13 protein-coding genes are annotated in these 13406 nt (G+C 49.6%); 3 read left to right on the plus strand and 10 right to left on the minus strand.

Translation table 11 applies throughout. From position 1 onward, the window contains the following. Nucleotides 1-64 precede the first annotated feature (64 nt). The 4 genes from recB to J9260_RS09645 all read right to left on the minus strand — a co-directional run bounded on the left by recB (nt 65) and on the right by J9260_RS09645 (nt 5811). Entirely contained in the window at nt 65-3649 is a 3585-nt protein-coding gene (gene recB / locus J9260_RS09630) for an exodeoxyribonuclease V subunit beta (protein ID WP_210217580.1), read from the minus strand. Between the two features lie 76 nt (nt 3650-3725). Continuing rightward, nucleotides 3726-4250 carry a hypothetical protein gene (locus J9260_RS09635; RefSeq protein WP_210217581.1) on the minus strand — a complete coding sequence of 175 codons (525 nt, stop codon included), beginning with the start codon at nt 4248-4250 and terminating at the stop codon, nt 3726-3728. Next, a complete protein-coding gene (locus tag J9260_RS09640) occupies nt 4247-5644 on the minus strand; it encodes an AAA family ATPase (protein WP_210217582.1) in 1398 nt (465 codons plus the stop codon). Before J9260_RS09640 ends, J9260_RS09635 begins: the two co-directional genes overlap by 4 nt. Continuing rightward, nucleotides 5644-5811: a hypothetical protein gene (locus J9260_RS09645; protein ID WP_210217583.1), complete on the minus strand. Its 168-nt coding sequence runs from the start codon at nt 5809-5811 to the stop codon at nt 5644-5646. Before J9260_RS09645 ends, J9260_RS09640 begins: the two co-directional genes overlap by 1 nt. Nucleotides 5812-5989: 178 nt before the next feature. Here J9260_RS09645 and J9260_RS09650 point away from each other — a divergent pair, with 178 nt between their 5' ends. After that, on the plus strand, nt 5990-6301 hold the full coding sequence (locus J9260_RS09650; protein ID WP_210217584.1) for a hypothetical protein: 312 nt from the start codon (nt 5990-5992) through the stop codon (nt 6299-6301). A 90-nt stretch (nt 6302-6391) separates the two neighbouring features. Here J9260_RS09650 and J9260_RS09655 read toward each other — a convergent pair whose 3' ends face one another. The 5 genes from J9260_RS09655 to nagZ all read right to left on the minus strand — a co-directional run bounded on the left by J9260_RS09655 (nt 6392) and on the right by nagZ (nt 10403). Then, nucleotides 6392-6841: a protein YgfX gene (locus tag J9260_RS09655; RefSeq protein WP_210217585.1), complete on the minus strand. Its 450-nt coding sequence runs from the start codon at nt 6839-6841 to the stop codon at nt 6392-6394. Nucleotides 6842-6845: 4 nt separating this feature from the next. Further along, nucleotides 6846-7583 carry an S-methyl-5'-thioinosine phosphorylase gene (locus J9260_RS09660; RefSeq protein WP_210217586.1) on the minus strand — a complete coding sequence of 246 codons (738 nt, stop codon included), beginning with the start codon at nt 7581-7583 and terminating at the stop codon, nt 6846-6848. Nucleotide 7584: 1 nt separating this feature from the next. Next, complete coding sequence (locus J9260_RS09665; RefSeq protein WP_210217587.1) at nt 7585-8142, minus strand: hypoxanthine-guanine phosphoribosyltransferase; 558 nt, start codon at nt 8140-8142, stop codon at nt 7585-7587. A gap of 13 nt (nt 8143-8155) precedes the next feature. After that, a complete protein-coding gene (locus J9260_RS09670) occupies nt 8156-9304 on the minus strand; it encodes an RNA-binding domain-containing protein (protein WP_210217588.1) in 1149 nt (382 codons plus the stop codon). Between the two features lie 79 nt (nt 9305-9383). Next, on the minus strand, nt 9384-10403 hold the full coding sequence (gene nagZ, locus J9260_RS09675) for a beta-N-acetylhexosaminidase (RefSeq protein ID WP_210217589.1): 1020 nt from the start codon (nt 10401-10403) through the stop codon (nt 9384-9386). Nucleotides 10404-10612: 209 nt separating this feature from the next. Between nagZ and J9260_RS09680 the strand changes: the two genes are divergently transcribed. Next, nucleotides 10613-11449, plus strand: coding sequence for a hypothetical protein (locus J9260_RS09680; protein WP_210217590.1), 837 nt, complete (start codon nt 10613-10615; stop codon nt 11447-11449). Nucleotides 11450-11484: 35 nt separating this feature from the next. On the opposite strand, the gene J9260_RS09685 is transcribed toward J9260_RS09680, so the two are convergent. Next, nucleotides 11485-12501, minus strand: a complete 1017-nt coding sequence (locus tag J9260_RS09685) for a quinone-dependent dihydroorotate dehydrogenase (protein WP_210217591.1) — start codon at nt 12499-12501, stop codon at nt 11485-11487. 107 nt (nt 12502-12608) lie between these two features. Between J9260_RS09685 and J9260_RS09690 the strand changes: the two genes are divergently transcribed. Next, complete coding sequence (locus J9260_RS09690) at nt 12609-13349, plus strand: TSUP family transporter (RefSeq protein ID WP_210217592.1); 741 nt, start codon at nt 12609-12611, stop codon at nt 13347-13349. Nucleotides 13350-13406: the final 57 nt, after the last annotated feature.

The raw sequence follows: 13406 nt of genomic DNA on the forward strand, positions 1-13406 counted from the left end.
AGCATGACTATCAGCCATGCAACCGTGTAAAATCATCCACCTACTGGACGATTTTACACAACAATCACCCCATCACCTGATCCAGCGCGTCAATCAACGCCGCGTCCGGTTTGTGAAAAAACACTCCCGAACCCGCCACTGACGGCTGCATCCCCCGCAAAAATAGATACAGCACCCCGCCCACATGGGTTTCCCACGCATAATCCGCCAGCCGCAAGCGTAAATACCGCTGCAAAGCCACCGAGTAAATTAGGTATTGCAGGTAATAGTGATGTTCCGCCATTGCTTGCTGCATTGCGTCAAAAGCGTAATCCGCCGCCGTCGCACCCAGTTCATTCGACTTGTAATCGACGATGTAATATTGCCCGTCAGCCTCAAAAATCAGGTCGATAAAGCCTTTCATGTAACCCGTTAACAGCGGAAATTTCAGCCGCTCAATCGCCGCATGAATCGCCGTCCACTCAACCGGCAAATACTCACGTAACACCCGCTGCAATGCGGGCAAACGAAAACGATCCACCCAAAAATAAAACTCCAGCTCATCCATACGCCGCGCTTTCGGCAACTGCGCCAAGGTTTGCCCACCCGTTGCAGCAGCGATTAGCGACGTATGCAACACCTGCTCCAGCAAACGTTCTGCCGCTGGCAACCAACGTTCTGCCATGCCGTGCCGCTGCAATGCTGGCAACAATACGCTGTCACGTTGCGCCGCTACGCTTTGCATAAAATCCATTTCTTCCAGCATCTTATGCAAACAACTTCCCGCCTGCGCCCCGCGTGGAAACACATCACCACGCCCATTATCACGCCCCAACGCGCTGGTATTCAGCAATGCCAAACTGTCGTAATCGGGCTTTTCATCGTCCTTCCCCGCCACTAAACCGCTGAAACTACCCACCTTTAACGTCGCACGTAAACGCAACGGTGCTTGTGCTATGGGTGGCTCCGCACTCACCACCGGCGGGCAATAACGCCGTAATTCGCTAATCAACGGCACGCTTTCCAAACCGATGGTTCCCGGCGAAGTGCTGACAATGGCTTTTAATTGTGCTTGCATTAACGCTTGACGTTCGGGGGCTTGCATCTTGTCTTTGGTGGCTTTGCCGAGGATTGCGGCTTGTTGCGGCAAATCCCCAAACAATAACCAACCCAAGGCGGAATAATAGTCAAACCGACTCACCGCCCCCGTCACCACCGCCAAGGTGCAATGGTATTTAGCGCGGGTCAACGCCACGTAGAGTAAGCGTAAATTTTCAGCTTTTTCCTCTTCCCAACGTTGCTGACGCTGCGCATCGGTGGCGAGGGAATCCGCCTGCAAACACGGCACGCCCTCCCCTTGCGTGGTGTCATACCAACTGAACCAAGCGTGTTTACTCGGCTCGCGTTCCTGCCATAAATACGGGCAGTACACCACCGCGTATTCCAAGCCCTTGCTTTTGTGAATGGTGACAATTTGCACCAATTCCGCGTCACTTTCGAGGCGCAACTGGTGGGTTTCCTCGGCTTCGGCTGCTTCGGCTTTTTGCTGTAACCAGCGGATTAGCGCGTGCATTCCATGCCCATGCAGCCGGGTTTCAGTGTGAATTAATTCCGCAAGGTGCAATAAATTGGTTAACCGCCGCTCGCCATCGACAAACCCCAGCAAATACTGATCGCGCTGTTGCTGATGTAACCAACGCCGGAACATCGGCATAAAACCCTGGGTTTTCCAGATTTTATGCCAATCGTGAAAGGCTTCGAGTGCGCTTTCCAGTAACGCGGGTTGCTGCTCCAGCGCGTGTAATTGTTCCGCACTGTAACCAAATAACTCGGTGATCAGTGCCTGTTTTAATGCCGCTTCATTACCCGGTTCGGCAATCGCACGTAACACCGCCCGCCATTCGCTGGCTTCACGAGTGCTGAAAATACTATCGCGGGAACGTTGCACGCTGGCAATACCACGTTCCAACAGCGCGTTGCGTACCCGTTCACCTTGCCTACTGGTGCGCACTAATACCGCAATATCACCGCTACGCAATGGCTTGTCGCCAATCACCGCCTGCCCTTGCTGCCCCGCATTCAACAACCGCGCAATATCATCGGCAGTCGCCGCCGCCAGCGCGTCTTCCACATCGCTGCCACGATGCTCCTCCGGCACGTCCCACTCCCACAAGCGCAACGGCGGCAGTGGGGTTTCTTCATCGGCAGCAGGTAAAAAAATAGCAGCCTGATCCTTACCCGCCACCACTTCTTCATAAGCAATTTCACCGCGAAACGGGTTACTCGATTGCCCAAACAAATGGTTAAGAGCCGCCAGTAAATCCGCGTGCGACCGAAAATTCTGACCCAAGGTATAACGCTGTTGTGCGTGATGCGCAGCCTGCAAATAGGTGTGAATATCCGCCCCGCGAAACCCGTAAATCGCCTGTTTAGGATCGCCCACGTAAAACACCCGTTGCAGCTGCTCGGCGGCAGACGGCGGGTAAATGCACCCAAAAATCGCGTACTGAATCGGGTCAGTATCCTGAAACTCATCAATCAACGCGGCTTGATATTGCGCCGCCAAACGTTGCGCAAAACTAGGGTGACGAGTTAACGCCTGCTCCAATTGCAGCAATAAATCATCGAAGGTCAATAAACCGCGCTGCTGTTTTCGCAACGGTAATTCGCGCCGTAAATAATGCAACAATTGCAACCGCAAATGCTCCAACACACCCGGCAACAACGCTTGCAACCCGGTATGCGCTTCATGCAATACATCCAGCGCGTCAAAAAAAGCGTGGGTTGGGGGCGATTTAGCCTTATTGGTTTTGCTTTGCAGGTAACGCGCACCGAGCTTTTCTAAGGCTTCCGCCGCGTCTTTTTCCACAACACCGCTGGTAAATGCCGCCTCTATCAGCAACAACCAAGTGTTTACTTTATCCGCTTTGTAAGTTTGCGCATTCAACACTTTGCCGCTCAATGCCTCATGCAACAACGCTTGGATGTTGGTTTGCTGTTCACGCCACACACTCGCAGCAGCACTCATCGCGCTGTTAAACGCGGCTTTGGCTTGAGTAAAACTGTCATCCGCTACCGCCGGAATGACTTCGTGCAAATACGGTTTACCAATGAACAAACGCACCGTTGCCAGCAATTTATCGGGGGTTAAACCCTGCTGCTGCAATAAGCGCAAATGCACGTCACTGGGTTTGAGAAAATGCTGATACCAAAACGTATCCGCCAATTCCAGCAATAAATTATCTTCGTTAGCGACTAATTCACTTTCAAACGGCAAGCGGGCTTCAAACGCATTTTCCGTCAATACGCGCTTACAAAACCCGTGAATGGTAAATACCGCCGCCTCGTCAAAACTTACCAATGCCAATTGCAGGCGCGTGATGCAAACTTCCGGCGAGTCTTGCGTCAATAACGAGGAGTAAGTTTCGCCGCTATCGCGCCCTTCCAAAAACGCCAAGGCATCCGCCAAACGTTTACGGATACGATCGCGCAATTCGGCGGTGGCGGCTTCGGTGTATGTCACCACCAGAATCTGATCGACGCGCAACCCCTCCTCCGCCACCAAGCGCAGGTAGAGCCACGAAATAGTCCAAGTCTTGCCAGTTCCGGCACTGGCTTCGATCAGGTTGATACCCGTCAGCGGGACGGTGGGCGCGTTTAGTGTTTGCATGAGTCAACACGCCTAGCATTGACTTGTTCAGAGCTTTTACTCTTGATTTTCAACATCGGTGAGGCATAAGGGACGTTCATTGTAGCTTATCCATCAAATCGGTTAGCTTGACCACACTTTGGTTTTCTATGGGGTAAATCGGGAACAAATCTTTGACTGTAGTGCGCTTATTCACTGTTCGTCGTGTTGGTGTCGATGCAATAATGGCAGCAAAAATATATTCACCGCTCCAAGTAGTGTGCAAGGTGAGTAACTTACAGAGATAATCAATCAGGTAATGACTGCTGGTTAATTGCTTATATGCTTTGCCTTCTGAACCAGATTTGAGTTCTACTGCAAAAATAACCGTTTGATTCTCGCGTTCGGCAACAATGATGCCATCACAAGCACTACGAATGCCTTTCGGTGCTGCGGATTTTATGAAAGGCCAAGGATTAGTACCTGCTTTATCCAGAGAAAAACCCAATGAGCGGCAACCGCCGATGCGTAACTCAGGGTTATTCGTTTGCTGGGTTTCACGAATGACCCATTGGTTTCCTTCTGTTTCCAGCCGCCATTCTTCGTGGATCAATTGTTCAAATAATTCCACCAGCGAAGTCATGCAGCATCCTCAACTTTGTTGTTCCAATGACGATAAGTATAAAAGATGTCGTCACTGGTTTCGTTCAGGTCATTAATCACTTCATCAAAGGTGGTGGCGATGATGCCCTCATCTTTTGATACCTCCATTGCTTGAATACTATTTTTGTCGAACAAATACGCCCCAACCTGTTCAGGCGTCAGAGTTTCCGCTTCGGAATAACCGTATTTTTCCATTAAATCAGCGCGTTGCGGATGTTCTTGTGACAGCATAATCAAAGAGTTGATTTCACGTATCAGATAATCGCTGTGGGTGCTGATGATAACCCGAATTCCTTTGTTTACTAAACGTGCCAGCAAACGTGCTAAAGCCCGTTGATTGGCTGGATGCAAGTTTAACTCTGGTTCGTCGATCATCAGCACATAGCCTTGACTTGCCGTATGTCTAATATAAAACCACAAACCCGCCAAGCTGTTTACGGTAGAGGATGTCAAGTGCAAACCAAGCCGTTGATCACCTTCTAGTAGGAAATCAATGTTATTATCTTTATCAACCTCCAACTTTCCTTTAATTATTTTTTCCAGAAAATCCAGTTCAACAATAGCATCATCAAAAGATTTTGATTGGTTATTAAGCCCTAAGTGATTGAGCCAATTGATATAATGGGCTATAGGTTCAGCATAACGGGAAATATTAGATGTTAAATCTGAAAAGTTCTCGTTGTTACCTCTCCAAAGGCTTAATAGCGCGGTTCTGCGAATACTGAGTTCCCTAAACAGTAAGTGTAAACCATTTCTTTCGGATGGTAACAATAATGGGTTCATCCCCATTTTTTTATTTATGATCAAGTCAAGGATGAGTTCTTTTATTGTGTTCTCAATATCACTTGCTTTGAAGCGATTATTTGGCAATGTTATTTTAACTATCGCCGAGTGACGCTCTTTCTCAACAGAAAATCTTTCAACAGGAATGACTGAAGATAGCATTCCCTTCATTTTTCCTTTTTGAAATAGCCTGCTTGTGTCACTACTAATCAAAAAATTGAAAACTGTCTCGCTAAAAAATTCAGGCTCAGTATTTAATATTTCTGGTAAGCGTTGCTTTACTGCCTGATTGATATAGGTTTGGATGACGGTGAAATTTCTTTCAAACCACTCAACGATATTCCACTCTACATAACCATCAACCAGTAGTTTGTTGGTTAATTCAGCAATTTCAGGAAGTGGTTCATCTGTTGGCAAGTGGCGCAGAATACCGTACATGGAGTACATCATCCATGTTTTGCCTGTGTTATTTTGTCCGCACAGAATAGTTAATGGTTTTAACGTCAACGCCCCTTTGTTGATATAACCGAAGTTTTCAACTTGGAATGTCCATGCTGGCATTTCATCGTAAACATTTTGATCCATATCCATCAATCCAACTCCATCACTTTCAGTGATTCTATCCCACAGTCATCCACGATTTTGACGACGATGCACTTGTGATCACCTGCCGCAAACGGCAAGGAAACCGTGCTGTGAAACACATTATACCCGATTTCAACGTGTGGAGCAGTCGCGTAAAAAATCGCTGTCATCATCAAAAAAATTTTGATTCCCTGTCAACCGATTCTCTACGCAGGCGTTTTAGTGGTTAAGTTTGCATTCAGCAAAGCCCATCAGGAAGACAGGCCAAGCGAAAGTGAACCCATGCAAGCATCAGGAAAAAATGCTGCATTTTGTGTCCATCAAAATCTAACTCTAGTTAAGGAGAACACTATGAAAAACTTCATTATTACCATCATGTCCGCTATGTTACTGGCTGTTTCTGGTGCAACTTTCGCAGGCACAACCCCACCTGTTGACGATACACCAGTACAACAAAACCCAACTCAGCAAGCTCCTGAAGAAGAAGTAAAGCCTGAACAGGAAGCACCAAAGCAAGAAGCACCAGCACAAGAAGCTGAAGCACCTGCGGCTACCGAAGCAGCTCCTGCTGTAACTGAAGCTGCACCTGCTGCTACTGAAACTGCCGCTGTTGCCCCTGCAACGACAGAAGCACCTGCAAGCACTGACACTGCTGCAAAATAAGCTTGATTGATAGTTCCCCCCAAATAGTCCATCAATAAAAACATCTAAGAGAGCCCTTATTGACCCTCCCCATTGCGCCGGGGAGGGTTACTATTTTTCGGGTAAATCCGTCGCACTAAATTTCACTCGCACCCGCAACCGCCGTAACACGTCTGCCGGAGTATTGTCGGGTAATAAAATCAAGCTATGGATAGCACCGCTTTGCATTCGCAAATTCAGCACACAAAGCCACGGCTGCAAAAAACTACTGTCTGCCAGCACCGCAAATTGACTGCCACTGCGAGTCTGCACCCGCCAACTATCAATCCCGTAAAACGTCGTTTCCAGCACCGCCGCCGGGTGTTGACGTGAAATGTGCAACCGCCAGTAATACCAGCCAGAAACACCCACACCAAGCAATAACAGCAATCGCCCCCACCAAGGCATTCCCGGCATCAACAGCACCACACCCGCCCCCAAGCCGTGCGTCACCACCAAAAATGCGACTAAACGCCGCGATACCCCCGGCTGAATGTGCAGCGGCGGCTGGTGATTTTCCATGCGTTTAGCACACCAAACCGCGCAATAATGCCCGTGCTTGTGCCATACCGACGGTTAAATTGTCGTGAATTTCCGCCATGCTGATCTCTTCATCGCACTTGCCTGCTGCCCAGTTCGCCACCACCGCACACGTTGCGTAACACAAGCCCAATTCACGTGCTAATGACGCTTCCGGCATCGCCGTCATTCCCACCAAATCACAACCGTCACGTTCCAAACGCCGGATTTCTGCCGCCGTTTCCAAACGCGGCCCCTGTGTTGCGGCATACGTGCCGTGCGCAACCACATTCACACCTGCGCATTGCGCCGCGTTCAACAGTGCGTCACGTACTTCCACACAGTAAGGCCATGAAAAATCAATGTGGGTAACGTGTTCCAAACCGTCTTCAAAAAACGTATGCGCACGCCCGTAGGTATAATCCACAATCTGATCAGGAATCACCAAACGGGTTGGCTCCATCAGCGGTGTAATGCCACCAACCGCTGCCACCGCCACCACTTTTTCGACCCCAAGACTTTTTAACGCCCACAGATTGGCGCGGTAATTCACCCGATGCGGCGGAATATTCGAGGCGTAACCGTGACGTGCCAAAAACACCACGCGCTTCCCCGCAATCATCCCGTGGGTAATCGGCCCCGAAGGTTCGCCGTAAGGGGTATGCACCACTTCACGATGAATCACTTCCAGCCCCTCAATTTCGGTCAAACCCGTTCCGCCGATAACGGCAAAAGCAATCGTCATATCACATTCCTTTTACTGCGTAGATACCATTGGCATTGCGCCAGTATTCTTTGTAATCCATCCCAAACCCAAACACGTAACGATCCACCAACGGCAATGCCGGAAAATCTGCCTGAATGCCATCCACCCGCCGCGCGTGAATTTTGTCAGCCAACACCGCAATCGACACCGTTTGTGCCCCGCGCTCTCGACACCACCGTGCCACTTCACGCAAGGTGTAACCTTCATCCAGCAAATCATCCACCAGCAACACATGACGACCTGCCAGCGAAGTTTCCGGCTCGTGCAACCAAGTAATCGTTTGCCCGCCGCTGGTTGCACCACGATAACGGGTGGCATGTAAATAATCTTGTTCCAACGGGAAATTCAAGCGTGTGAGCAAATGCCCAGCGGTAATCACTCCGCCATTCATCACACACAATACCAACGGATTTTTATCCGCCAACGCCTCGGTAATACTGGCTGCTAAAATATCCAAAGCATGTGCAATATCTGCCGCTGAATACAGCAAATCCGCTTCCGCCATCACGCGCTGTGCTTCTTCAAGGGTAATGCCCATACGAACTCCTGATTTACTCACCCAACCCTAATACCACTTTAAATTCTTCACCTATTTCAGCAAACTCTACCCGCCTCCCCGCCTGCGTAGCGGTACGATAAACCATTGGCAACCCCCGACCTAATTTATCAATGTAACGTAAATTTTCCATGAATTTAAGGATGACAGGGTTACGTGCATACGAAACCCCCAGCCTGAGCTTTTCAATAGAAACTGTATTTGGCAACCGACCGGGGCTAATAAACTCAACCCGATCATCGAACACAAACACGCGGATACGCGAGCCGTGGATAGCATAATCGCGGTGGACACAAGCATTCACCAACAATTCACGAAACACTTTCTCAGGGTACTGAAAGATTTGGTCAACCGTTTTGCCCCCCTCAATTCGGCTAGGCTGACGGATGTGGTTTTTCAGAATGGCCAGCACCGTATCCACTTGAATATTCAACGTACCACCAATCACTTGCTTATCCAGCAATTCCTCATCCAGCTCCGTACCCGCAAAGTGAGCAAATGAAATACAGGCATTCGGCAAATGACGTTGCGGGTTAATCCCAAACATCAACAAGCCACCCAAGGTCACACGCCCTGATTCGTCCAGAATATCCGTATTGGTCAATATCCTTACCTGATCTTCTTCTTTTCGGAAATCAATCTGATACGCAGCAAAATAGTCATCAATTTGCGCCAGATTAAGGTCACGGATAGTGGTTCTATCCACGCCTTGCAGATCATAGTGAAACATGCCACTTTGTTGAAACAAACGCATCAGTTCTGCCTGCGTCGCCACCCGATTAGTAGACCCCACACGAATCAAAAACTGAAATTGCCTTGTCTGATACGGCTTGTCCCGTCCTTTCGGCACATCAATTTGCAACACCTGTTTTTCCGTATGCCAATGACGGGTAATCAGCACATCCAAAGCCGGAATAACATTTTCACGGGCAATATTCGTGACCCATTCCTCGTAATTTTTGTCAGTGGGCACACCAGCAATATCACCTGAATCTTCCACACCCAGTAGAATAACCCCGCCATGCGTATTCGCTAATGCGACCAACTCACGTGCCAAGGAATCGGGATGTACTTGAGCAGATTTAAATTCCAGGGCGTGATTCTCGCCTTGGGCAATCAGCTCTGATAAAGATGTATCAATCATAATTACGTTACGACCGTTAGAGGTATCTGGGAAATTATAGCGAATTTCTGGAAAAACCCGTGTGATATAGGAAATTCCATCAAGTTAACGCCGTGACGGATTCCACCGCTTCACGCCAGTATTCATCGCTCAGTAACGCGCCGCGATTCATGAAGTTGCGCCCGCGCATCCGCTCCAAACGTTGGCTCGAAGCCGCACTCGGTTGCAAATCCGCGTGTTCCAAAATGTCGATAGCACCCGCACGGTTATTGCACGCCAGTACCATATCGCAACCTGCCGCCATTGCCGCCTGCGCCCGTAACGCATAACTGCCCGCGACACTCGCGCCTTCCATGCTCAAATCATCGCTGAAAATGACCCCATCAAAGCCCAATTCCCCACGTAAAATCTCTTGCAACCATACCGCCGAAAAGCCCGCCGGGTGCGCATCCACATTCTCATAAATAACGTGCGCTGGCATCACCGCATCCAAACCGTGCTTAAACAAGGTTTTAAACGGGTAAACATCCTCTTCCATAATCGCCCTGCGCTGACGGTTATCGCGGGGAATCGCCAAGTGCGAATCCGCCTGCACCCAGCCATGACCGGGGAAATGCTTACCCGTCGCAGCCATGCCTGCTTCACGCATTCCCTCGATATACGCTCCCGCCAAAATCGTCACTACTTCCGGGCAACGGTGAAACGCACGATCGCCAATCACCTGACTCCCACCGAAATCCAGATCCAGCACCGGTGCGAAACTGAAATCAATACCCACCGCCCGCACTTCCGCCGCCATTAACCACCCGGCGGCATGAGTGAGCTGTAATGCTTCCAGTGGATCATCTTCGTATTTCGCGCCCAAGGTTGCCAGCGGCGGTAAGCGGGTAAATTCCTGACGAAAGCGTTGCACCCTCCCTCCTTCGTGATCCACCGCTAATAACAACTCACCGCCTGCGGCTTCGCGCACCGCCTGCGCCAATTCACTGATTTGCGCAGGCGAACGGTAGTTACGGGTAAAAAAGATTAACCCACCAATCATTGGGTTTTTGAGAAATTCTTCATCATCGCGGGTAAGTTCCGCACCCTGAATATCCACCATCACGGAGCCAATGGTCATGCGCTGTCCTCTTATTGCTGTCAATCTGCGTTAAACCGCATTGTATTGCCTCGCACCTTGCTTGTCTTTCCTTAATAAATATCAACAAAACGCAGCAAACTGACAAATGGAGCTTGCATTCAGACGATAAGAATATTATGATTTGCTTATATTAAGATTCACTTTGAAACACGCCACTTGGCGTACATTACTCCGCTAGAGGTACACTTATGAAACACACTAAAATTGCACTGTTGATTGCTCTGCTCGCTACTTCAGGCGTTGCTTCTGCTGATTTCTTTGACGGTTTTGAAAACGGCAATGCTGTTGGTCAAGGCGCAAACCAAGGCCAAGCGAACACTGCTGGTCAAGGTCAAGGTTACGGCACTGGTAACGGCGATGTTAACGGCTTCGGTCGTGGTAAAGGCAACGCTGACGGCGAAATGGATTTCACCATCACTTTCAAAGGCAAAGGCAAGTCTGATCTGGCATCTGACATGGCTGGTCAAGGTCGTGGCAACACAGCGACTAACCTGCAAGGTAACGGCTACGGCTACGGCAATGGCACAAACAACCTGTACGGTTACACCAACAGCTCACAAAATGGCGGCAACAACCCTTGGGGTGGTATGCCTGGCATGATGCAAGCACCAAACATGCAAGCTCCACAAGCAATGCAAATGCCAATGATGCAAGCTCCTATGGCTATGCCAGCGGCTCCTGCACAAGCAATGCCTATGCAACAAATGCCGATGATGCAAGCACCAACTATGCAAGCTCCTATGGCTATGCCTGGTTACAACGGCATGATGATGCCTGGTTACGCAATGCCGCAAGCACCTAGTTTTGAACAAATCCAAAAACAAATGGAAATGCAACGCGCTCAAGCTGATGCATTCTTCAAGAAGTTAGATGAGCAACGTAAAGCAATGGCTGCTGCACAACAAGCTGCAACGCCTGCTGCTGCCGCTGCGACAGCTACTGCTCCTGCTGCTGCACCAGCCGCTGCTGCTGTAGTTGCTGCGCCAGCAGCACCTGCTGCTCCTGCCGCTGCTCCAGCGAAGTAATCAGATCTTTCGGATCTGAATAGAAAGGCCGGTTATTAACCGGCCTTTTTTGTTGCCGCAACACACTCACGTACCAGCTCAGGCCCACGGTAGATAAACCCGCTATAAACCTGCACCAGACTCGCACCCGCCGCCAATTTAGCTTGCGCATCGTCACCCGACAAAATTCCACCCACCCCAATAATCGGAATCTGGCTGTCCATATCAGCGCGGAATTGCTGAATCACTTGAGTCGAATGCTGCGTCAATGGCATCCCGCTCAACCCGCCCTGCTCATTTGCGTGGGTTAACCCTTGTATCGCTGATTTATCCAGCGTGGTATTGGTCGCAATCAGCGCGTCAATCTGCACCGACGAAAACACCCCTGCCATATCACGGATTTCTGCTTCGCTTAAATCGGGAGCCACCTTAATCGCCACCGGCACGTAACGCCCCAACTCCTGCGCCAAACGACTTTGTTCCTCACGTAACGTCACCAACAAGCGTTTCAACTCATCGCCGTACTGCAACGTGCGCAATCCCGGCGTATTCGGCGAAGAAATATTTACCGTAATGTAATGCGCCACTGGGTAAGCTTTGCGCAAACCAATCAAATAGTCATCGGCGGCGTTTTCCACTGCTGTGTCAAAGTTTTTGCCGATATTGATCCCGATAATGCCTTGGTAACGCGCTTGCTGCACCTTGGCTAACAGGTAATCAATGCCGTGATTGTTAAAGCCCATGCGGTTAATAATGGCTTGCGCTTCCGGTAAGCGGAATAAGCGGGGCTTGGGATTGCCCGGTTGTGGGCGTGGCGTTACTGTGCCGATTTCAATAAAACCGAAACCCAGCGCGGCAAGTGCGTCAATGTATTCGCCATTTTTATCCAAACCAGCAGCTAAGCCCACCGGATTAGGGAAGTCGATACCCATTACCCGCACGGCTTGACCCGCTAATGCTGTCGGCTTGCCCAGCACACCCAACTTATTCGCCAGCTTGAGGCTATCGAGCGCGAGGTGGTGTGAGGTTTCCGCAGGCAATAAAAACAATAAGTCACGCAACAGCTTATACACAGCATCATTTCCGGTTTGGGATCAAGGCACGGATTATAAGTTTTTGCAGCCCTAGTGGTAACATGCATCGGCTTAATTTGCGTAACTTTTTGAATGAGTACTTCCACATGCCGAGTGATTTCAGCAGCTATCAGATCCTTTGGGTCATCCTGTTATTTGTGTGGACGGGGTTTGTGCGTACCGGGTTAGGCTTTGGCGGCGCGGCTTTGGGGTTGCCGCTGATGCTATTCCTTCACAATGATCCGCTGCTGTGGCTGCCAATTATTAGCGTGCATTTACTGTTCTTTTCCGGGCTGACACTGCGCACCCGCTTGCACAATGTTGACTGGCATTATTTGCGGAAATCAGCTTACTACATTATTCCGCCCGCTATTATCGGCGTATTTGGATTGGTGAACCTGCCGACCCTATGGCTGAATATCTTTATTTATTCCATCACGTTGTTTTACGGGTTGATTTGGCTGATGAACTGGGCCATTGAAAGCCATCATCCGTGGGTCGATAAAGTGCTGTTAATGCTGGGTGGTTACGTCGCCGGAACCTCCCTCACTGGTGCACCGCTGATGGTGGCGGTCTACATGCGCAACGTCAGCAAGGAAAAATTACGCGACACCTTGTTTGTGCTGTGGTTCATTTTGGTGAGTCTAAAAATGTCAACGTTTTTAGCACTTGGCGTAAATGTACAATGGTTAACCGCGCTGTTGCTGATCCCCGGTGCTGCGGTCGGGCACGTGCTGGGGCTAAAAGCCCACGAAATCATTATGCGTAACGATTTGCTGTTTAAACGTTGGGTCGGCGGCGGCTTGGTCGTTGTCAGCACCTTAGGGCTGATCGACATCCTCTCGTAAAAATAGCAAGATAGCAGGCTTGATTAATATCAAGTTAAGCTAAATTAACCATAATGC

The organism is Thiothrix unzii (assembly GCF_017901175.1).
GTDB lineage: Bacteria > Pseudomonadota > Gammaproteobacteria > Thiotrichales > Thiotrichaceae > Thiothrix > Thiothrix unzii.